Annotated in this window: 20 protein-coding genes; 7 read left to right on the forward strand and 13 right to left on the reverse strand. The window is 74.0% G+C overall.

The features are described 5' to 3' along the window. Positions 1-55: 55 nt before the first annotated feature. The 3 genes from AB0F71_RS05120 (at position 56) to AB0F71_RS05130 (ending at position 2372) form a co-directional block, all read left to right on the forward strand. A complete protein-coding gene (locus AB0F71_RS05120) occupies positions 56-763 on the forward strand; it encodes a 4'-phosphopantetheinyl transferase superfamily protein (RefSeq protein WP_360228353.1) in 708 nt (235 codons plus the stop codon). A 174-nt stretch (positions 764-937) separates the two neighbouring features. Continuing rightward, positions 938-1420 (forward strand): DUF2269 family protein, encoded by a 483-nt coding sequence (locus AB0F71_RS05125; RefSeq protein ID WP_360228356.1) that lies wholly within the window; start codon positions 938-940, stop codon positions 1418-1420. 124 nt (positions 1421-1544) lie between these two features. Continuing rightward, positions 1545-2372 (forward strand): helix-turn-helix transcriptional regulator, encoded by an 828-nt coding sequence (locus AB0F71_RS05130; protein WP_360228359.1) that lies wholly within the window; start codon positions 1545-1547, stop codon positions 2370-2372. 33 nt (positions 2373-2405) lie between these two features. On the opposite strand, the gene AB0F71_RS05135 is transcribed toward AB0F71_RS05130, so the two are convergent. After that, entirely contained in the window at positions 2406-2843 is a 438-nt protein-coding gene (locus tag AB0F71_RS05135; RefSeq protein WP_360228362.1) for a hypothetical protein, read from the reverse strand. 135 nt (positions 2844-2978) lie between these two features. Beyond that, on the reverse strand, positions 2979-3971 hold the full coding sequence (locus AB0F71_RS05140; protein WP_360228365.1) for an Lrp/AsnC family transcriptional regulator: 993 nt from the start codon (positions 3969-3971) through the stop codon (positions 2979-2981). A gap of 147 nt (positions 3972-4118) precedes the next feature. Between AB0F71_RS05140 and AB0F71_RS05145 the strand changes: the two genes are divergently transcribed. After that, positions 4119-4967: an inositol monophosphatase family protein gene (locus AB0F71_RS05145; RefSeq protein ID WP_360228368.1), complete on the forward strand. Its 849-nt coding sequence runs from the start codon at positions 4119-4121 to the stop codon at positions 4965-4967. A gap of 59 nt (positions 4968-5026) precedes the next feature. Here AB0F71_RS05145 and AB0F71_RS05150 read toward each other — a convergent pair whose 3' ends face one another. The 6 genes from AB0F71_RS05150 to AB0F71_RS05175 all read right to left on the reverse strand — a co-directional run bounded on the left by AB0F71_RS05150 (position 5027) and on the right by AB0F71_RS05175 (position 11817). Next, positions 5027-5908: an amidohydrolase family protein gene (locus AB0F71_RS05150; RefSeq protein ID WP_360228371.1), complete on the reverse strand. Its 882-nt coding sequence runs from the start codon at positions 5906-5908 to the stop codon at positions 5027-5029. Continuing rightward, positions 5905-7539, reverse strand: coding sequence for an acyl-CoA dehydrogenase family protein (locus AB0F71_RS05155; protein ID WP_360228374.1), 1635 nt, complete (start codon positions 7537-7539; stop codon positions 5905-5907). The genes AB0F71_RS05150 and AB0F71_RS05155 overlap by 4 nt, the downstream gene beginning before the upstream one ends. Continuing rightward, positions 7523-8149, reverse strand: a complete 627-nt coding sequence (locus AB0F71_RS05160; protein WP_360228377.1) for a TetR/AcrR family transcriptional regulator — start codon at positions 8147-8149, stop codon at positions 7523-7525. The genes AB0F71_RS05155 and AB0F71_RS05160 overlap by 17 nt, the downstream gene beginning before the upstream one ends. A gap of 170 nt (positions 8150-8319) precedes the next feature. Further along, entirely contained in the window at positions 8320-9813 is a 1494-nt protein-coding gene (locus AB0F71_RS05165) for a S28 family serine protease (RefSeq protein WP_360228380.1), read from the reverse strand. 317 nt (positions 9814-10130) lie between these two features. Beyond that, entirely contained in the window at positions 10131-11024 is an 894-nt protein-coding gene (locus tag AB0F71_RS05170) for a trypsin-like peptidase domain-containing protein (RefSeq protein WP_360228383.1), read from the reverse strand. Between the two features lie 163 nt (positions 11025-11187). Continuing rightward, positions 11188-11817 (reverse strand): TetR family transcriptional regulator, encoded by a 630-nt coding sequence (locus AB0F71_RS05175; protein ID WP_360228386.1) that lies wholly within the window; start codon positions 11815-11817, stop codon positions 11188-11190. Positions 11818-11944: 127 nt separating this feature from the next. Between AB0F71_RS05175 and AB0F71_RS05180 the strand changes: the two genes are divergently transcribed. The 3 genes from AB0F71_RS05180 (at position 11945) to AB0F71_RS05190 (ending at position 13519) form a co-directional block, all read left to right on the forward strand. Further along, the gene (locus tag AB0F71_RS05180) at positions 11945-12100 is read left to right on the forward strand and encodes a hypothetical protein (protein ID WP_360228389.1); all 156 of its coding nucleotides are present in this window, start codon (positions 11945-11947) and stop codon (positions 12098-12100) included. A 50-nt stretch (positions 12101-12150) separates the two neighbouring features. Continuing rightward, positions 12151-12513, forward strand: coding sequence for a DUF4190 domain-containing protein (locus AB0F71_RS05185; RefSeq protein WP_360228391.1), 363 nt, complete (start codon positions 12151-12153; stop codon positions 12511-12513). Positions 12514-12628: 115 nt separating this feature from the next. Beyond that, the gene (locus AB0F71_RS05190; protein WP_360228394.1) at positions 12629-13519 is read left to right on the forward strand and encodes a metallophosphoesterase; all 891 of its coding nucleotides are present in this window, start codon (positions 12629-12631) and stop codon (positions 13517-13519) included. A gap of 95 nt (positions 13520-13614) precedes the next feature. On the opposite strand, the gene AB0F71_RS05195 is transcribed toward AB0F71_RS05190, so the two are convergent. The 5 genes from AB0F71_RS05195 to AB0F71_RS05215 all read right to left on the reverse strand — a co-directional run bounded on the left by AB0F71_RS05195 (position 13615) and on the right by AB0F71_RS05215 (position 19639). Further along, entirely contained in the window at positions 13615-13917 is a 303-nt protein-coding gene (locus AB0F71_RS05195) for an SHOCT domain-containing protein (RefSeq protein ID WP_360228397.1), read from the reverse strand. A 204-nt stretch (positions 13918-14121) separates the two neighbouring features. Beyond that, positions 14122-14799 (reverse strand): response regulator transcription factor, encoded by a 678-nt coding sequence (locus tag AB0F71_RS05200; protein WP_360228400.1) that lies wholly within the window; start codon positions 14797-14799, stop codon positions 14122-14124. Next, the gene (locus AB0F71_RS05205; protein WP_360228403.1) at positions 14796-16049 is read right to left on the reverse strand and encodes a sensor histidine kinase; all 1254 of its coding nucleotides are present in this window, start codon (positions 16047-16049) and stop codon (positions 14796-14798) included. The genes AB0F71_RS05200 and AB0F71_RS05205 overlap by 4 nt, the downstream gene beginning before the upstream one ends. 151 nt (positions 16050-16200) lie before the next feature. Then, entirely contained in the window at positions 16201-18756 is a 2556-nt protein-coding gene (locus tag AB0F71_RS05210; RefSeq protein WP_360228406.1) for an ATP-dependent Clp protease ATP-binding subunit, read from the reverse strand. Between the two features lie 169 nt (positions 18757-18925). After that, complete coding sequence (locus AB0F71_RS05215; RefSeq protein ID WP_360228409.1) at positions 18926-19639, reverse strand: VIT family protein; 714 nt, start codon at positions 19637-19639, stop codon at positions 18926-18928. Positions 19640-19656 lie beyond the last annotated feature (17 nt).

The following is a 19656-nucleotide window of genomic DNA, read 5'->3' on the forward strand; positions in this document are numbered from 1 at the left end:
CTCCGCCCGGGGTCCGGCTCCCCGCCCGGCCACGGGGCGGACTAGGTTGGAGGGCATGACCACCGAGGCCCAGGAGCAGGACGCGCCGCTCGTCGCCGTCGCGTCCGCCGACGCCGTACTGCGGCACCCCGAGGCGGGCGAGCACCTGCTCACCGAGATCGAGCGGGCGCGCGCCGCGCGCTTCCGGCAGGAGTCCGGGCGGGCCGACTTCGTCGCCGGGCACGTCCTGGTCCGGCTCTGCGCCGCCCGACTGCTCGGCGTACCGGTCGCCGGGCTGGTGCTCGCCCAGGAGTGCCCGGACTGCGGCCTCGCCGACCACGGCAAGCCCTACCTGCCCGACCACCCCGGGGTGGAGGTCACCCTGTCGCACACCCGGGGCGTGGTCGCGGCCGGTGCGGGCCGCCGCCCGGTCGGCGTGGACGTCGAGCTGGCCGGCCGGGGCGGCTCGCTGCGCGCCGTGGCCCGTCGGGTGCTCGCCCCGGCCGAGCTGGCCCTGGTCGAGGCGGCCCCGGAGCCGGACCGGGCGTTCCTGCGGCAGTGGGTGCGCAAGGAGTCGCTGATCAAGATCGGGCGGGTCACCCTGGACACCCTCGGGCAGGTCGACCTCTCCGCCCTGCCGCTGGAGGTCCCGCCCGGCGCCCCGCTGCGCAGCCGCTTCGAGGACCTCCACCTGCTCGACTGGGCCGACCCCGGGCAGGGCGCCGCCGTCGCGGCCGTCAGCACCGCCCCGCCGCGGATCGTGGAGCTGGTCCCGGCGGGCTGAGCGGGGCACCGGGCTGGGGATACCCGAGCACCGGGCCGGGCCGGCCGAGCGCGGGGCCGGGTACCCGAGCGCGGGGCCGGTGAATAAGCGGTGTTAGCGTGCCTGGTCGTGGGCACGCCGAGCGCGCACGCCCGCCGACCCCCAGCTGCCCACCGGATCAAAGGGTGCCCCGCCATGGCCAAGTTCCTGCTGAGCCTGCACGTCCTCGCGTCGGTCCTGTTCATAGGCCCGGTCGCGGTCGCCGTCAGCATGTTCCCGCGCCGGGCGAAGGCCGCCCTGGCCGGCGGCCCGGACCAGGCCTCGGACGCGGGCGTGCTGCGCGTCCTGCACCGGATCACCCAGGTCTACGCGCTGCTCGGCGTCGCGGTGCCGGTGCTGGGCATCGGCCTGGCCCAGGTGATGGACGTGCTCGGCCAGTCCTGGCTGATCGCCTCCATGGTGCTCACCGCGGTCGCCGCGCTCTCGCTGCTGCTCTTCGTGCTGCCCGGCCAGCAGGCCGCCGTGGACGCGCTCGGCCTCGACCCGGCGGACGAGCAGCGCACCAAGGCCGTCAGCGGCCTGCGGCTGCTCCCGATGACCGCCGGAGTGTTCAACCTGCTGTGGGCGGTGGTCGTGGTGCTGATGGTGATCCGCCCCGGCTCGACCACCGGCGCCTGACCCGCCGCTGTCCGAACCCGGCACCCGAACTCCCGGCCTCCGAGCTCCCAGCCTCCGAACTCCCGGCACCCGAACTCCCGGCCCCCTCCCGCGGACGGGGTCGGTTCGAGTACCGTCCTTGCCCATGACGATCATGGCGGGCATGGGCGGCCCGACAGGAACCGGCGTCGGACCGCTGCTGCGCGGCTGGCGGGAGCGGCGGCAGCTCAGCCAGCTCCAACTGGCACTTCGGGCGAACTCCTCGGCCCGGCACCTCAGTTTCGTCGAGAACGGCCGCGCCCGGCCGAGCCGGGAGCTGCTGCTGCGCCTGGCCGAGCAGCTGGACGTCCCGGTGCGCGAGCGCAACTCCCTTCTGCTGGCGGCCGGTTACGCCCCGCACTACCCCGAGACGCCGCTCGACGCCCCGTCCATGGACGCGCTGCGCGGCGGCGTCGAACGGCTGCTCGCCGCCCACGACCCGTATCCGGCCGTGGTCATCGACGGCACCTTCCAGGTGCTGGCGGCCAACCGCTCGCTCACCCTGCTGCTGGACGGCGTCGCCCCGGAGCTGCTCCGACCGCCGTTCAACGCCGTCCGGGTCGCCCTGCACCCGGACGGGCTGGCACCGCACATCGTCAACTTCCGGCAGTGGCGGCGGCACCTGCTCAGCCGGCTGGAGGAGCGGCTGGAGCCGGGGATCCACGCCGAGCCACTGCGGCGGCTGTACGAGGAAGTGCTCGGCTACCCCGAACCGGAGGAGGGCCCGGCCCCGGAAGCCGCCGACGAGGGGAACCCCTTCGCGCTGCCGCTGCGGGTCCGGCACGACGGTCGGGTGCTCTCCTTCCTGTCGACCGTCACCACCTTCAACACGCCACTGGACGTGACGGTCTCCGAACTGGCCCTGGAGACCTTCCTGCCGGCCGACCGGGAGACCGTGCAGCACCTGCACTCCGTGGTCGGCCCGGACCGGTAGCCCACCTCGGCAGCCTGCCCCGGTAGTCCGGCCCTACCGCCGGGCGCCGCTGCGGCGCAGGGCCGCGAGCTGGAGCACCACGAACAGCGCCACGGCGGCGGCCTGCAAGGGGATCCAGACCGTGCCGGACACGGTCGGCGCGAACCGGGCGGCGAGCGCGACCGGACTGAGCAGCACCCACCCGGCGTTGATCCCCACCACCGCCAGCACCGCAGGCCGCGGCGGGCGGCGGGCGGCCAGCGCGCCGACCACCAGACCGTGGCAGGTCAGCAGCAGCCCGAGGTCCAGGAGGGTGGGGAGGCCGACCCCGAACAGGCTGCCGAGCGGCCCGGCGAAGGCCAGATAGGCCAGGCCGTTCCCGATGGTGACCACCGCGTCCAGGGCCAGGACCCCGCGGACCGTCCACGGGGAGAACGCCGCGGCGGACCGGACGGGGGTGACGGGGGTGACGGGGGGCGCGTTCGCGGGCATGCGGATCGTCTCCTGACCGGGGTGGTGTCCCGGTGGCGCCGACCGCCCGACCGGGTGCCTCCACCCTGCCGGGCCGGACCGTGCACGTCGATTACCCCGCAGGTAAGGCCCCCGGCCAGGGTGCCCGGCGCGCGCTCACCGTCCGCGGGCCGGCCGGTCCAGCAGCACCCCGGCCCGCTTCACCGCGCGGGCGGTGATCGTGGTCTCGGCGCGGGTGACTCCCAGCGGGCCCAGGGTGTCGGTGAGGAAGCGGTAGAGGCCGCCGTGGTCCGGGCAGAACAGCGTGGCCAGCAGGTTGGTCGGGCCGCTGGTGGCGAAGACGCCGTGCACCCGCGGGTGGCGGGCCAGCTCGGCACCGACCTCGGCGAGCCGGCCGGGCGGCACGTCCAGCCAGAGGTTGGCGTCCACGGCCATGCCGAGCAGCCGGGGGTCCACGGTGGCGTGGGTGCGCAGCAGGCCGAGCCCGTCCAGCCGGTGCAGCCGGCGCCGTACGGTCGACTCGGGCGCGCCGACCGCCCCGGCCAGCACCGCGTGGGACTGCCGGGCGTCCTGCCCGAGCCGGCCCAGCAGGGCGCGGTCGAGGTCGTCCAGCGGCGGGGGCACGGCGGGGCGCGGGGCGAGCGGCCGGGCGAGCGCGGCGGCCTCCCGGTCGGTCAGCCAGCCGGCCCGCCACTGCCCGGCGTCCGCGAAGGCGTGCAGGACGGCATGGGTGGTGGTCTCGACGACGGCACCGGTCGCGGGCAGCTGCCCGTACAGCAGGCGGTCGCGGCCGTGGGCGTCGCTCAGCATCACGGCGCCGACCTCGTGGCCGCCGAGCATCACGTCGACGAAGGGCACGTCGGAGCGGTCGGCCAGCGCCCGGGCGAGGGCGTCCACCCGGCCGCGCAGCACCCGGACCCGCAGCAGCAGCGCGCCCACGGCGGCGTCCTCGACGTCGGGCAGCCGCACCACCCGGAGCACTCCGGCCTCGCGCATCCGGCCCAGCCGGCGGGTGACCGTCCGGGCGGAGACGCCCAGCACCTCGGCGATCCGGCCGGGCTCGGCCCGTCCGTCCACCTGGAGGGCGCAGACCAGGCGGCGGTCCAGGGTGTCCAGCACGGTGTCCGGATCCGTCGTGGCGAGGTCCATGGTGTCCGATCTCCGTCGTTCGAAGCCGCTACTGCGTCCTGTTCGGCAGCCCTGACGGTACTCCTTGTCCTGCCCGGCCGGAACGCGCCGGTCGGGGCGGACCAGGGCGGACCAGGGCGGACCGGGGCGGAATCGAGGAGGCAGGACATGGACGGACGGGACATGGACGGACGGGACATGGACGGACAGGTCGCGGAGCTGTGGGCGCTGACGGAGGCCGTGGAGGCGGCGGTGCGCGAGGTCGGCGCGGGGCTGGCGGCGGCCCGGCCGGTCGAGCCGACCCCGGGGCGGACGGTCGAGGAGGCGATGGCGCGGTTCGCCGAGCTGGACGGTCCGGCCGCCGCCGAGCTGCGCGAGCGGCTCACCGCGCTGCGCCCGCAGGCCGGGTGGGTGCTGGAGGAACTGGACGGCTCGGTGCCCGCCGAGGGCGAGTGGTGGGTCTGCGACGCGACCGACGGCGCGGTGCAGTACCTGCTCGGGCAGCCGCACTGGGCGGTGACGGCCACGCTGGTGCGCGACGGCGCGGCGGTACTGGCCGTGGTGCACGCCCCGGAGCTGTTCGGCGCGGGCCGGACCTACCGGGCGGTGCTGGGCGGCGGGGCGCAGTTGGACGGGCGGCCGATCGCGCCGCTGGAGCGCGAGTTGGCGGCCACCGTCGCGGCCACCAGCCAGCCGCCGCTGGTGGCCGCCGACCCGGTGGCGCTGCGCCGGGCCGGCGAGTCGCTGTCCGCGATGGCGGGCGCGGTGCTCGCGGTGCGCAACCTGGGCCCGACCGCGCTCCAGGTGGCCCAGGTCGGCTCCGGGCACCTGGCGCTGTTCTGGCAGTACGGGCAGGACGCGGGCAACCTGCTGCCGGGCGCCCTGGTGGCGAGCGAGGCGGGCGCGACGGTGACGGACACCGCCGGGTCGGCCTGGACGGCCGGCTCGGACGGTTTCCTCACCGCCGCGCCCGGACTGCACGCGGACGCGGTGGAAGTGCTGCGGGCGGTCGGGTGAGGCCTCGGGTGTGGCCTCAGGTGGGGCTTCGGGTCGGGGTGGGCGCTCGGGCTCAGACCTCAGGTGAGACCGAACAGCGCGGCCGCGTTGTCGTGGCAGACCGCCCGCAGCCACTCCTCCCCCAGCCCCAGCCCGGCCAGCGCCTCCAGCTGGTGCACGTACCGGTACGGGATGTTGGGGAAGTCGCTGCCGAGCAGGACGCGCTCCCGGAGCCCGCGCAGGCGCGGCAGTTCGTCGCGCGGGAAGGGCGCGTCGGCCTCGGCGAAGTCGGTGAACGCGATGGTGGTGTCCACTCGGACGGCCGGGTGGCGCTCGGCCAGGTCGAGGAAGTCGCGGTACTCGGGCATGCCGAGGTGGGCGACCACCAGGACCAGGCCCGGGTGCCGGTCCAGCACCGCGCCGATCGGGCCGGGGCCGGTGAACTTGCCCGGCACCGGCCCGGATCCGCAGTGGGTGACCACCGGGGTGCCGGTGTCGGCGAGCAGCCCCCAGACCTCGTCCAGCCGGTCGTCCGTCGGGTCGTAACCGCCGACCTGGAGATGCGCCTTGAACACCCGGGCGCCGTCCTCGATCGCGCGGGCCACGTAGCCGGCCGCCCCCGGCTCGGGGAAGAAGGTCGCGGTGTGCAGGCACTCCGGGGTGCGGGCGGCGAACTCGGCGGCCCAGGCGTTCAACCAGCCGGCCATGCCCGGCTTGTGCGGGTACAGCATGGACGTGAACGCCCGGACGCCGAAGTCCCGCAGCCGCTGGACCCGCTGCTCCTCGGCCTCGCGGTAGGTGATCGGCCAGGGGCGGTTCACCAGTGGGCCGGCCGCGTCGAAGTACGCCCAGACCTTGTCGAGGACGTTCTTCGGCATGAAGTGGGTGTGCACGTCGATCAGCCCGGGCAGGCCCAGTTCCTGCCAGAACTCCCGTACGCCTGCGGCCTCCTGGTCGTTCACGCGGGCACCGGGCGGGCGCGGTCGATGATCGCGGCGGTGTCGACGCCGGACGGCAGGGTGCCGAAGGCGGCGCCGTGGTCGCCGCCGAGCCGGCTCGCACAGAAGGCGTCGGCCACCGCCGGGCTGCCGTACCGGACCAGCAGCGAGCCCTGGAGGGCCAGGGCCATCGACTCGACCAGCCGCCGGGTGCGGTACTCGAGGTCGGTCAGGTCGCTGAGCTGCTTGCGCAGTCCGGCGACGGCCGTGTCCAGCCGGCGGTCCGCCCCGGCCGCCGCGTCGAGCTCGCCCAGAAAGGCTTCGATCGTCTCCGGACGCTTGGCCATGGCGCGCAGGGCGTCCAGGGCGGCGACGTTGCCGGAGCCCTCCCAGATCGACACCAGCGGTGCCTCGCGGTAGAGCCGGGGCATCCCGGACTCCTCGACGTAGCCGTTGCCGCCCAGGCACTCCAGTGCCTCGGCGGAGTGCGCCGGGCCGCGCTTGCAGACCCAGTACTTGGCCACCGCCAGACCCAACCGCCGTACCAGCGCCTCGTTCCCGTCCCCGGCGAGGGTCAGGTCCGTCGCGTGGGCCAGCCGCATCGCGACGGCCGTGGCCGCCTCGGACTCCACCACCAGGTCGGCCAGCACGTTGCGCATCAGCGGCTGGTCGACCAGCGCCTTGCCGAACGCCCGCCGGTGCAGGGCGTGGTGGACCGCCCGGGTGGCGCCGTAACGCATCCCGGAGGCGGCGCCGACGGTGCAGTCCAGGCGGGTCATGTTGACCATCTCGATGATGGTCGGCACGCCCCGGCCCTCCGCGCCGACCAGCCAGCCGACCGCGCCGTCGTACTCCAGCTCGGCGGAGGCGTTGGACTTGTTGCCCAGCTTGTCCTTGAGCCGCATCAGGTGCAGCCGGTTGCGGCTGCCGTCCGGGAGGACGCGCGGCAGCACGAAGCAGCTGAGCCCGCCGGGGGCCTGGGCGAGGGTCAGGAAGAGGTCGGACATCGGGGCCGAGGTGAACCACTTGTGCCCGGTGAGCCGGTAGGTGCCGTCGGACTGCGGGACGGAGGTGGTGGTGTTGGTGCGGACGTCCGAGCCGCCCTGCTTCTCCGTCATCGACATGCCGGCGATCAGCCCGCGCTTGGTGTGCGGCTCGCGCAGGCCGTAGTCGTACTCGGTGGCGGCCAGCAGCGGCTCCAACTCGGCGGCCAGGACGGGGTTCTGGCGCAGAGCCGGGACGGCGGCGTAGGTCATCGAGATCGGGCAGGTGTGACCGGCCTCGACCTGGCCCCAGACGAAGAACTTGGCGGCGCGGGCGGAGTGGGCGCCGGGCCGGTCGTCCCGCCAGGGCGCGGCGTGCAGACCGTAGGACACGGCGGTGCGCATCAGCTCGTGCCAGTAGGGGTGGAACTCGACCTCGTCGATGCGGTGGCCGAAGCGGTCGTGGGTGCGCAGCACGGGCGGGTTCTCGTTGGCCAGCCGGCCCCAGTCGGCGGCCTGCTCGGAGCCCGCCAGGCGGCCGAGTTCGCGCAGTTCGGGCTCGGCCCAGCCGGCGCCGGCCCGGTGCAGGGCGGCGAGCAGGGTCGGATCGGCGGCGGTGTCGTGTCCGTACGGCAGGGGCACCTGGTTGGTGACCTCATGCGTCGCTGTCATCGCGTCCTCCCAGGGCACGCAGGGTGAAGGAGACCAGGGCGGGGACCACCTCGGTGGTGGCCCGCTGGGGGTCGGAGGGCTCGGCTGCGAGTGGGCCGGCCAGGGCCTCGCCGACCGCGCCGACCAGGGCGGCGGCGGTCAGCACCGGGTCCTGCTCGGGGAGTTCACCGGCCGCCACGGCAGCGGCGATCTCGGTGGCGATCACGTCCCGGAACGCCCGCCGGAACACCAGCCGCTCGGCGTCCACCACCGCGTCGGCGGGCTCGACCAGCAGCGCGTAGGCCAGCCGGGGGGCCCGCAGGGCGCGGGCGGCGAAGGTCTCGACCACGGCGGCGATCCGCTGCCGCGGGGTGTCCCGGAGCGCGACGGCGGCGTTCACCGCGGCCATCTCGCGGGTGACCACCCGGCGGAACAGCTGCACCGACAGCTCGGCCTTGTTGGCGAAGTGCTGGTAGAGGCTGCCGGTGGCGATCCCGGCGCGGTCCGCCACGGCGGCCATGGTGCAGCCGCCGTAGCCGCGCTCGGCGAGCAGGCCGACCGCCGACTGCAGCACTGCCTCGCGCTGGGCGTCCAGGCGGGCTTGGACGGCGGGGGTGCGTCGGTAGGCCATGGAAGCATTGAAGCACCGATTCACTGCTTCGGGGAGGGGGTGGGCGGAGGTGGAGACGGCGGTGGCGGAGGCAGCGGCAGGGGCAGGCACGGGAACCCGGAACGGCCGGAACGACGGGAGGCCGCCCCGGGCGGGGCGGCCTCCTGGTTCTGCTTCCTGGTTACGCAGCGCTACAGCGGGCGGCGCTCCTGCTCCAGGCGCTGGCCCTCGACGTCCAGCGGCCCGAACGGCGCCCCCGGCTGCGGCGACTTGGCGAGCGAGCGGGCGGCGGCCTGGTCGCCCAGACCGGCCCACTCCAGCACCTTGGCCGTGGCCTCCGCCGACTGGTCGGCCGGCAGCTTGCCGATGTTGGAGCCGTGGTTGCCGCCGGGCACGACGTAGACGTAGCTGTCGTCACTGCCCCGGCCGAGGTGGAACGGCTTGGCGCCCCACGGGTCGTTGCCGCCGTAGACGAACATCATCCGCTCGCCCTCGCGCTTCACCCAGCGGTCGATGTCGGGCATCGCCTTCGGGTTGAAGACGGTCGGGATCTCCTTCGGCACGTAGGAGCGGGCCGAGTAGAGCTCCTTGTAGTCGTAGTGCAGCTGGTCCTTCAAGTACGAGACGTCGAAGAACGGCGCGCCCAGTTCGGTCGCGGCCTGGTAGTAGTACGCGGTGTACTTCGCCAGCGACTGGTCGCTGTTGCCGGTGATGCCCGACTGGGCGTCGTACCACGCGTACAGCTCGTCGTCGGTCGCGGTCGCGGCCACCGGGACCTTCGCGCAGTCCGACTCCAGGCTGTACTGCCAGAACGCCCAGACCACGTCGAGCACGCCGGCCTCGTAGGCGCGGTCCGGGGTGCCGAGGGTGTTGAACGTGGAACCCGCCGCCTTGTTGTCGGCGATGTAGCGCGGCTCCAGGCGGTCACGGCGCACCAGCAGCTCGCGCTGGGCGGCGTTCAGCTTGGCCCGGCACTCCGGGGTGCCGACGTTGCGGAAGAACTCGGTGTAGGCCGCGTAGTCGTTGACGTCGGTGTTGTTCGGCGCGACGTACGCGATCGTGCCGGCCACGTCGTCCGGGTAGAAGCGGCGGTAGTAGGTCGACGACATGCCGCCCTTGCTGGCGCCGGTGGAGAGCCACTCCTGGTCGTAGATCCGCTTGAGCGCGGTCACCAGCTTGTGCGAGTCGGCGGCCTGCTGGCGGATGCCCGCCTTGGACCAGTCGGCCGGCTCGGGGCGGGAGGGGGTGAAGTACCGGTACTCGATGGAGACCTGGTTACCGTCCACCAGCCGGGTCGGCTCGGTGCGGGACGGCGTGGTGCCCAGCGTGTAGCCGTTGGTGTAGAAGACGGTCGGGCGGTCGTAGCCGCGGTGCAGCACGCTGAAACGCTGCTGGAAGGTGCCCAGCCAGGGGCGGAAGTGGTCGATCGGCTGGGTGTAGGTGGCCAGGAAGTAGCGGTGGCCGGTGGTGGTGGGCTTCTCCTCGGTGATCGTCACGCCGGGGATCGCCGCCAGGCGGTCCTTGATGTCGGCGGTCGGGTCGTCGGCGGGGCTCCGGCCGTGCGCGGCCCCGGACGCCTCGGCCCCGCGGCCGGTGTCGGCCGAGGCCGGGACGGCCAGGCCCCCGATCGCGAACATCGGTATCAGCAGGACGGATACCAGCAGCCTCTTGAGCCTGGTGGTCATCAACTCTCCATCTGGTCAACGGACATGACGTGCCTCGTCGGCACTACTCTGCGGTGCGGGTGGTGCGGCGGCCGCCCGGCGGACGGCCGAATGGGCCACCCGCCTGGTCGCGGGTGGCCCATCGGGGAAAGGTGCTGGTCAAGGGGGTTGCTGCGGTTCCGTCGACGGCCCGGAGGTCCCGCCGGCCGGCCCGCCCGCCGAGGGGGTGCGGTGCGGGCGGGCCGGGGCTTGCGGGTCGGGCCAGGGCTTACGGGCGGGGCATACGAACAGGGCTTGCGGTCGGGCCAGGGCTTACGGGCGGGGCTTGCAGGCGGGGCCTACGGGCGGGGCAGGGTGCAGCCGGCCAGGGTGAGGTCGAGGCGGTTGCCGGGCGCGAAGCAGGCGGGGATGCCGTAGGTCTCCTGGGCGTAGCCGATGCCCTGGTGCACCGTGACCGCGCCCGACTCGTCGACCTCACACGGGTTGTCCAGGGTGCAGGACTCGCCGCTCTCGTTGATCGTGTTGTTCACGGCGACCAGCAGACCGGTCGAGGCGTCGACCACCGGCGAACCGGAGGTGCCGCCGATCACGTTGCAGCCCGAGGTGTAACGGACCGAATCCTTGAACGTCCAGTCGGCCTCGTTCAACTGGTAGGCGAAGCCGTCGATCGAGCAGGAGTAGATCTTCTTCCAGTAACCGGAGACGACCCGGATGTCCGACCCCTGGGTGGGGTGGGTGTCGGCGATGGTCAGCGGCGAGATCCCGTACTTCGACTTGATCGAGGCGTAGGTGGTGTTCAGCTGGTAGATCGACACATCGGTGTCGGTCATGGCGCCGTAGACCACCTTGCTCGCACGCAGGGTGGCGAGGCGGCCACCGGTCGAGCTGAGCAGGGTGAAGGTCCGACTGGAGGGCTGGTTGAGGACGACCTCGCCGGGGCCGGGCATGCCGGACTCCAGGCAGTGGCCGTTGGAGAGCACCAGGGCCGGGTCGGTCGCGGCCGAGCCGGGCATCCGCACCAGGGAGCCGGAGCAGTTGCTGAGCGCGACCGTCCCGGCGAAGTTGACCGCGGCCGCCTTGGCCGCCGGGGCGGAGCCCTCGGCCTGGGCGGTGGCCTCCGTCGGGGCGGTGACCTGCGCCTGAGCAGCGGCCTGCGCCGGGGCGGCACCGCCGAGGGCGGTGGCGCCCGCGACCAGGAGCGTGGCGAGCATGCCTATGAGCGGCTTCTTCATGAGAGACCTCTCGGTGTGGGGGTCCCCCAAAGCTGTCGCGGACATGACTTACTGTCAAGAGTCAAAACCGGCCCAAGAGAACACCCCTGGTCAGGAACCGCCCGCCCGGCGCCCGGACCGCGCCCCCCCGGCACCCGGGCGGGCGGTCAGGACCCCGCCGCGGTCAACTCCCCTGCCAGTACCGCCGGCCGAGGCTGATCAGGCGCAGCTGCGAGCGCGCCGTGGCGGCGATCCGCTGCTCGCGGGCGGGGTCCGCCTCCTGGGCCTCCAGGAAGGCGGAGGCCGTCGACACCATGTGGTCGACGTAGAGCTCGGCCAGCATCCGCAGGTCCTGCTCGCTCCAGCCCGCCGAGACCGGCTGGAGCGCCAGGGCGGAGCCCACCTCGGCGGCGAAGCGGCCCAGTTCGGCGTCGATCGCCTCGCGCACCTGCCGGACCCCGCCGTGCCGCTCCCGCGACAGGAAGCGCACGTGCGGCTGGTGGTCGCGGACGTGCCGCTGGATCACGTCCACCGCCCGGTCGATCAGCTCCTCGGCGCCGCCGGCCTCGGCGAGCACCGCGCGGATCATGACGTGCAGGCTGGCCAGCGACTCCTCGACCAGGGCGACGCCGAGGGCGGCGAGGTCCGGGAAGTGCCGGTAGAAGGCGGCCGGGGACAGCCCCGCCTCCCGGGTGACCTCGCGGACGCCCAGGCTCGCCAGGTTCTGATCGGCCAGCAGGTGCAGTCCGGCGTCCAGCAAGGCCCGCCGACTCTGCTGCTTCTGGGCCTGTCTGGCCCCCACGGTGTGATTCACGCCATTCAGTAAACAGTCGTTTGCCGAACTTGGCCAGCCAGGCGTACAGTGGGCCTCGAAGTCAGTGAACACTTGTCAACCGAAATCGGTGCAGCAGCCGCCGCATCCCCAGCCGAAGGAGCCAGCCGTGATCCTGTTCTCCGCACTGGTCGCCATGGGAGTCCTGATCGGCACCGCCGCCCACCTCCCCCTCCCGGTGTTCCTCGCCTCCTCCGCCGCCATCTCCGCCTGGCTGCTCGCCTTCGGCGCCCGCGAGGGCGTCGCCCGCCTGCGGCACCGCTGAGTCCGCCGCACCGTCCACTCCCGTCGACCGCCGAGAGGACCGCCACCGCCATGAGCACCGTCACCGACCACGCCGTCACCAGCCGCGCCATCACCAGCCGCGCCGCCACCGGCCGCAGCAGCTCCGAGCGCACCACCGAGCGCACCGCCGGGCGCGCCGCCGACGAGCGTCAGGGCACCGCCGAGGCCGACAACCTGGCCGTCGCCTCCTTCCTGCTCGGCCTCCCGGGCCTGCTGCTCTTCAACCTCGTGCTGGGCCCGATCGCCGTCACCCTCGCCACCCTGGCCCTGGTCCGCGGCACCAGCCGCCGCGGCCGCGCCTTCCTCGGACTGGCCCTCGGCATCGCCTCGCTGGCCATCCTCGCCGTCACCACCGCCACCTCTCACGGCGTGCTCATCGACCTCGGCTCCTGACCGGCTTCAACTCCCGGACGCCCCGGGCCGGACAGCCGATCATGTCAACCCTGCCCACGACCCCCGCCCGCCACGTAGGGTGGCCACATCGGCCGGGTGACCACAGGGGGCAGGAGTGAGTACCGAGATCCGCAGCGACGCACAGCCGAGGCCCATCGGGGCGGGCGGGGGCGGGCGGCTGCTCGCGGTGAGCGACCTGCACATCTCCTACCAGGAGAACCGCGACCTGGTGGAGAAGCTCCGGCCCACCCACCCCGACGACTGGCTGCTCGTCGCCGGTGACGTCGCCGAACTCACCACCAGCATCGAGTGGGCGCTCGGCCTGCTCGCCGACCGCTTCGCTCGTGTGGTGTGGGCCCCCGGCAACCACGAGCTGTGGACCCACCCCGACGACCCGGTCCAGCTCCGCGGCGTGGCCCGCTACAACCACCTGGTGGAACTGTGCCGCGCCCTCGGCGTCGTCACCCCCGAGGACCCGTACCCGCTCTGGCACGGCCCCGCCGGTCCGGTGCGGATCGCCCCGCTGTTCCTCCTGTACGACTACACCTTCCGCGCCCCGGGGACGACCACCAAGGAGGAGTCCCTGGCGGCCGCGTACGAGAGCGGCATCGTCTGCGCGGACGAGCGGATGCTCCACCCGGACCCGTTCCCGGACCGCGACTCCTGGTGCCGCGAGCGCGTCCGGCTGACCGAGCAGCGGCTCGCGGCCTGCGACCCGGACGTCCCGCTGGTCCTGGTCAACCACTACCCGCTGGTCCGCCACCCCACCGAAGTCCTCTGGTACCCCGAGTTCGCCCAGTGGTGCGGCACCGAGCTGACCGCCGACTGGCACCGCCGTTTCAACACCGCGGCGATGATCTACGGGCACCTGCACATTCCGCGCAAGACCTCCTACGACGGCGTCCCGTTCGAGGAGGTCTCGCTCGGCTACCCGCGCGAGTGGCGCAAGCGCGGGCTGCCGGACCCGCTGCTGCGGGAGGTGTTCCCGCAGGTCACGGTGGGCTGATCCGCCGGACCCCGGCGGCCGGCCCCCGCCGACGCCGTGGACCTTCACGGCGTCGGCGGCCCGGGCGGCGGTGCCGCGCACGACGTCGAGAGTGGTCATGCGGCGCCACCGCCCCGGGGGCCGTCCCGCGTCGGCTCGGTGAGCACAGCCCGCTTGGCGCGGTACTCCTCGGCGTCGATGTCGCCCTCGGCGTAGCGGCGGCCCAGGACGGCCAGCGGGTGCTCCGCGCCGCCCGGGGCGCCGGCCCCGAACCCGCAGGCGCCGCGCCGCCGCCAGAGCGTCCGGCGCAGCAGTGCGATCACCAGGACCACCACGGCGATCCAGACCAGGGGCACCAGCAGGATCCAGGCGCCCGGCCCGTGCCAGTCCGCCAGTTGCTCCGCCAGCTGCGTGTTCATCACGGTTCATCTCCTCGCGGTCGGCTCCACGGCCCCGGGTCTTCCCGAGGTGCCTTGAGCGTCCCGCCGAGGGGCCTCATCACGCGTCCTACCAGCAGCGGCACTTGGAGTACTCCCGGGGAAGTACGCAGGCCCCGCGCCACGCCGGGCCGGAAGTAGCCGCGCGAAAGCGCGCCCGAAGTCCGTCCCGCCGGCCGAGGGGCCTCAGCCCAGCCAGCCCGGCCGCACCAGCCCCGACTCGTAGGCCAGCACCACCAGTTGCGCCCGGTCCCGGGCCCCGAGCTTCACCATCGCCCGGCTGACGTGCGTCTTCGCCGTCAGCGGGCTGACCACCAGCCGCCGGGCGATCTCCTCGTTGGACAGCCCCATCCCGACCAGCGCCAGCACCTCGCGCTCCCGCTCGGTCAGCGCCGAGACGTCCGAGAGCCCCTCCGGAGCCGTCTCCGGCCCCTTGGAGCGGGCCGCGAACTCGCCGATCAGCCGCCTGGTCACACCCGGCGAGAGCAGCGCGTCCCCGGCCACCGCGACCCGGATCGCCCGCAGCAGGTCGGCCGGTTCGGTGTCCTTGACCAGGAAGCCCGACGCCCCCGAGCGCAGTGCCTCGAAGACGTACTCGTCCAGCTCGAAGGTGGTCAGCACGACCACCCGTACGGAGGACAGCGCTGGGTCTCCGGCGATCCTCCGGGTGGCCTCCAGCCCGTCCATCCGGGGCATCCGGACGTCCATCAGCACCACGTCCGGCACCAGCTCACGGGCGAGCCGCAGCGCCGCCTCGCCGTCGTCCGCCTCGCCGACCACGGTGAGGTCGTCCTGGAGGTCCAGCAGGGCCCGGAAGCCCGCCCGGACCAGCAGTTGGTCATCCGCCAGCAGTACCCGAATCAATCGCTCTCCACCTTCGGTGTCGGCAGCTCCGCCCGGACCCGGAAGCCGCCGCCGGGCAGCGGCCCCGCCGTGATGGTGCCACCGAACGCGGAGGCGCGTTCCCGCATCCCGACCAGCCCGCTGCCGGACCCGCCGGCGTCCGCGACCACCGCTGGCCCCGGGTCCTCGACCCGGACCACCAGGACGGCGGTGTCCCGCCAGTCCAGCACCACGACCGCCTCCCGGGCCACCGAGTGCCGGATCACGTTGGTCAGCGCCTCCTGGACGATCCGGAAGGCGGTCAGGTCGACGGTGGCGGACAGCGGGCGACGGACGCCGTCCTCGTGCACCTCGACCGTCAGCCCCATCCGGTCGGCCTGCTCGGTGAGTTCGTCCAGCCGCCCCAGCCCGGGGGCCGGCCCGCGCGGCGCCGCGTCGGGCCCGCGCAGCGTGGCGAGCACCTGGCGGACCTCGCCGAGCGCCTCCTTGCTGGTCGACTTGATGGTGACCAGCGCCGTGCGGGCCTCCGCCGGCCGCCGGTCCAGCAGCGCCAGCGCAACCCCCGCCTGGATGTTGATCAGGGACAGGCTGTGCGCCAGGATGTCGTGCAACTCCCTGGCCATCCTGAGCCGTTCCTCGTTGGCCCGGCGCTGCTCCAGCTGCTGCCGGTAGGCCCGGTGGGCGGCGATCCGCTCGCGCCGGAAGCGGATCAGCTCGGCGACCGCCAGCATCAGCAGCAGCCAGGCCAGCAGCCCGAGTTCCACCTGCCAGACGAATCGGGGCTTGGCGGCGCGCAGCCAGCCGTCCGGCAGGACGAAGGACACCAGGACGTGCACCAGGTACACCCCGGCGACCGCCGTCCAGGCCGCCCGGCGGTGTCCGCAGCCGATCGCGAAGCAGCAGGCGATCACCCAGCTCACGAACACCGGGCCGTACGGGTACCCGGCGGCCAGGTACCCGGCGGTCACCACCGACGTCCCCGCCACCGCGGCGACCGGACGGCGCCCGAGCACCGCCAGCAGCGCCGGGCCGAGCAGCAACAGCAGGTAGCCGACGGCGTCCAGCGGGGCCCGGCCCGCCTGGTGGCGGGCGGCGACTCCCGACCCGACCACCTGGACCACGGCGGCCGCCACCGCCAGTCGCACCGGCAGGCCCGAGCGGGCCCCGCGCGCCCAGGGCGGGCGCCACGGCTCGGGCGGCGCCTCCGGGGAGGGCGGCGCCTCCGGGGAGGGCGGCCCCTGCTCCGGCGGTGGGGACGTGGGCGGCATCATGCCCGGAAGGCTAGACCCGTGCCCGGCCCCGGCGCGTCCTCCACCAGTGGCGTTCGGGCGTACTCCCGCTGGAGTACGCCCGAACCCGTCGGCCTGCGCTCACCCCGCCGCCTCACCGCTCCGCCTCACCCCGCCGCCGCACCGCTCCGCCTCACCCCTCGGCCTCCGCCCCCGCCCCCGCCTGCGCCTGCGCCTTCTCCTCCGCCTCCGCGAAGGTCGCCGACGGCTCCGGCCGCGCCAGCGTCACCGTCAGCTCCCCGTCCTCGACGTCCGCGATCAGCGTGTCCCCCTCCCGCACCGTCCCGTCCAGCAGCAGGTTGGAGATCCGGTTGTCCAGCTCCGACTGGATCGTCCGGCGCAGCGGCCGGGCCCCGAACTCCGGCTGGTAGCCGCGGTTGACCAGGTACTCCTTGGCCGCCTCGGTGACCTCCAGCCGCACGTCCTGGGCCCGCAGCCGCCGCCGGCTGCGCTCCAGCAGCAGGTCGACCACCGACAGCAGGTCCTTCCGGGTGAGCGCGTGGAAGACGATCACCTCGTCGATCCGGTTGAGGAACTCCGGCCGGAACTGCTGGCGCAGGTCCCGCATCAGGTCGTCCCTGATCTCGTCCACGTTGCCCGAGTGGTCCAGGATCCGCTGCGAGCCGATGTTGCTGGTCATGATCACCACGGTGTTGCGGAAGTCGACCGTACGCCCCTGGGAGTCGGTGAGCCGCCCGTCGTCCAGCACCTGGAGCAGCAGGTTGAAGACGTCCGGGTGCGCCTTCTCCACCTCGTCGAAGAGCAGCACGCTGTACGGCTTGCGGCGGACCGCCTCGGTCAGCTGCCCGGCCTCCTCGTAACCGACGTACCCGGGCGGGGAGCCGACCAGCCGGGAGACGGTGTGCTTCTCCTGGAACTCGCTCATGTCGAAGCGGATCATCCGGTCCGGGTCGCCGAACAGCAGCGCCGCCAAGGCCTTGGCCAGCTCGGTCTTGCCGACGCCGGTCGGCCCGAGGAAGAGGAAGGAGCCGGTCGGCCGGTCCGGGTCGCCCATCCCGGCGCGGCCGCGGCGCACCGCCTGGGCGACGGCGGTGACCGCCTCGTCCTGGCCGATCACCTTCTCGTGCAGGTGGTCCTCCAGCTTGAGCAGCCGCTCCTTCTCGGTCGCGTTCAGCTCCGCGACCGGGATGCCGGTGCGGGAGGAGAGCACCTGCGCGATGTCGTCGGCGGTCACGTCGACGACCTCCTCGCGGGACTCGGCGATCGCCGCCAGCTCGTCCTCGGTGCGCCGCAGCTCGGACTTGAGGTTGGCGGCCCGGACGAACTCCTCGTCCGCGACCGCCTCGTCCAGCTCCCGCTTCAACTTGGTGATCCGGTCCTGCACCGAGGTCGCCTCGGTGGAACCGCTCAGGCTGCGCAGCCGCACCCGGGCGCCGGCCTGGTCCAGCAGGTCGATCGCCTTGTCGGGCAGGAAGCGGTCGCTGACGTACCGGTCGGAGAGGGTCGCCGCCGCGTCCAGCGCCTCGTCGGTGAACCGCACCTGGTGGTGCGCCTCGTACGCGTCGCGCAGCCCCCGGAGGATCTCGATCGTCTCCTCGACGCTCGGCTCCGGCACCAGCACCGGCTGGAAGCGGCGCTCCAGCGCGGCGTCCTTCTCCACGTGCTTGCGGTACTCGTCCAGGGTGGTCGCGCCGACCACGCTCAACTCCCCGCGCGCCAGGGCCGGTTTGAGGATGTTCCCGGCGTCCATCGACCCCTCGCCGCCACCGCCCGCGCCGACCACGGTGTGCAGCTCGTCCAGGAACAGGATCACGCTCTTCTCGGCCGCCGTGACCTCGTCGATCACCTTCTTCAACCGCTCCTCGAACTCGCCCCGGTACTTGGAACCGGCCACCAGCGCGGTCAGGTCCAGGGTGACCACCCGCTTGTCCCGCAGGCTCTGCGGGACGTCCCCGGAGACGATCCGCTGGGCCAGCCCCTCGACGATCGCGGTCTTGCCGACGCCCGGCTCGCCGATCAGCACCGGGTTGTTCTTGGTCCGCCGGGAGAGGATCTCCACGGTCTGCTCGATCTCCTCGGCCCGCCCGACCACCGGGTCCAGCCGGCCCCCGCGCGCCTCCTCGGTGAGGTCCTGCCCGTACTCGTCGAGGGTCGGGGTGTCGCTCGGGTGCCCGCCCGTGCTGCTGCGGTCACCGCCCGTGCCGCGCCCGTCCAGCACCGACTTCAACGCCTCCTGCGAGGGCGCCGCGTTGCGCAGCGCCGTCCCCGCACCGGACCGCTCCTGCTCCAGCAGCGCACCGAGGATGTGCTCCGGGCCGATGTACGAGGCGCCGGCCGCCTGCGAACGGGCGTGCGCCGCGAGCAGGGCGCGTTTGGCCGACGGGGTCAGCGCGGGCCGCCCGTCCAGCGCCTCCGGATTGCCGGAGGGCAGCGCGTGCTCCAGATCCCCGGAGAGCTGGTCCGGGTCGATGCCCGCGCGCTCCAGCATCCGCCGGGAGGGCTCCACCCGGGTGGCCGCCCAGGCGAGGTGCGCGGTGTCCAGGTCGCTGCTGCCGTCCTCGGCCGCACGCTGCGCGGCGAGCCCCAGCAGCTCCTGGGAGGACTCGCTGAGCAGCCGCCCGATCGGCACCCGCTGCACGGCGGGCGGGGAGGCCAGCGGACTCATCCCGAAGAACCGGCTGAGCAGGTCGGAGAACGGGTCGTTCGATCCGAACGGGGGCATCGTCACGGTGGTTCACCTCTTCCAAGCGGTTTGCAGCCACAGAAACACAGGGCGCGCCGGGCCGCCTGTCGAGCCGAACCCCGCCCGGGGCCCGGTCCGAGGCCTGGGCTCGCCCGTCGGCCGGTGGAGCCCGTGAAGCCCGGCGGCCGGTGGAACCCGTCGGCCGCAGAGCCCGTCAGCTGCTGAGGCGGTCCAGCAGCACCCCGCCGCTGTACGTCACCGCCATCGCCAGCAGCCCGCCCGCCACGTTGCGCGCCACCGCCCGCCCCGGCCCCGCCCCGCCGAGCCGGGCGCTCGCCCAGCCCGAGGCCGTCAGCGCCAGCACCACCGCGGCCACCGTCACCCCCAGCCGCCAGGACTCCGGCGGCAGCAGCACCGCCAGCAGCGGCACCAGCGCACCCAGCGTGAACGCGGCCGCACTCGCCAGCGCCGCCTCCCAGGGATTGGTCAACGCCTCGGGGTCGATGCCGAGTTCGGTCTGCGCGTGGGCCGCCAGCGCGTCCCGCTCGGTCAGCGCCGTGGCCACCTCCCGGGCCAGCCCGTCGGTCAGCCCGCTGTCCCGGTAGTAGTCGGTCAGTTCGTCGAGCTCCCCCTCCGGGTCCTCGGCCAGCTCGCGCCGCTCCTTCGCCAACGCGGCCCGCTCGGTGTCCCGTTGGGTGCTGACCGAGACGTACTCGCCGGCCGCCATCGACATCGCCCCCGCCAGCAGCCCGGCCACCCCGGCTGCGAGCAGTGCGGCGCGGGACCCGGCCGCGCCCGCCACACCGGTCACGATCCCGGCCGTCGAGACCACGCCGTCGTTGGCACCCAGCACGGCGGCCCGCAGCCAGTTCAACCGCGCCGACAGCTGCGCCCGGGTCTCCCCCGTCTCCCCCGTCCGCTCCGCCATCCGCGCCCACCGCCCTC

It is taken from the genome of Kitasatospora sp. NPDC028055, from assembly GCF_040637885.1.
Lineage (GTDB): Bacteria > Actinomycetota > Actinomycetes > Streptomycetales > Streptomycetaceae > Kitasatospora.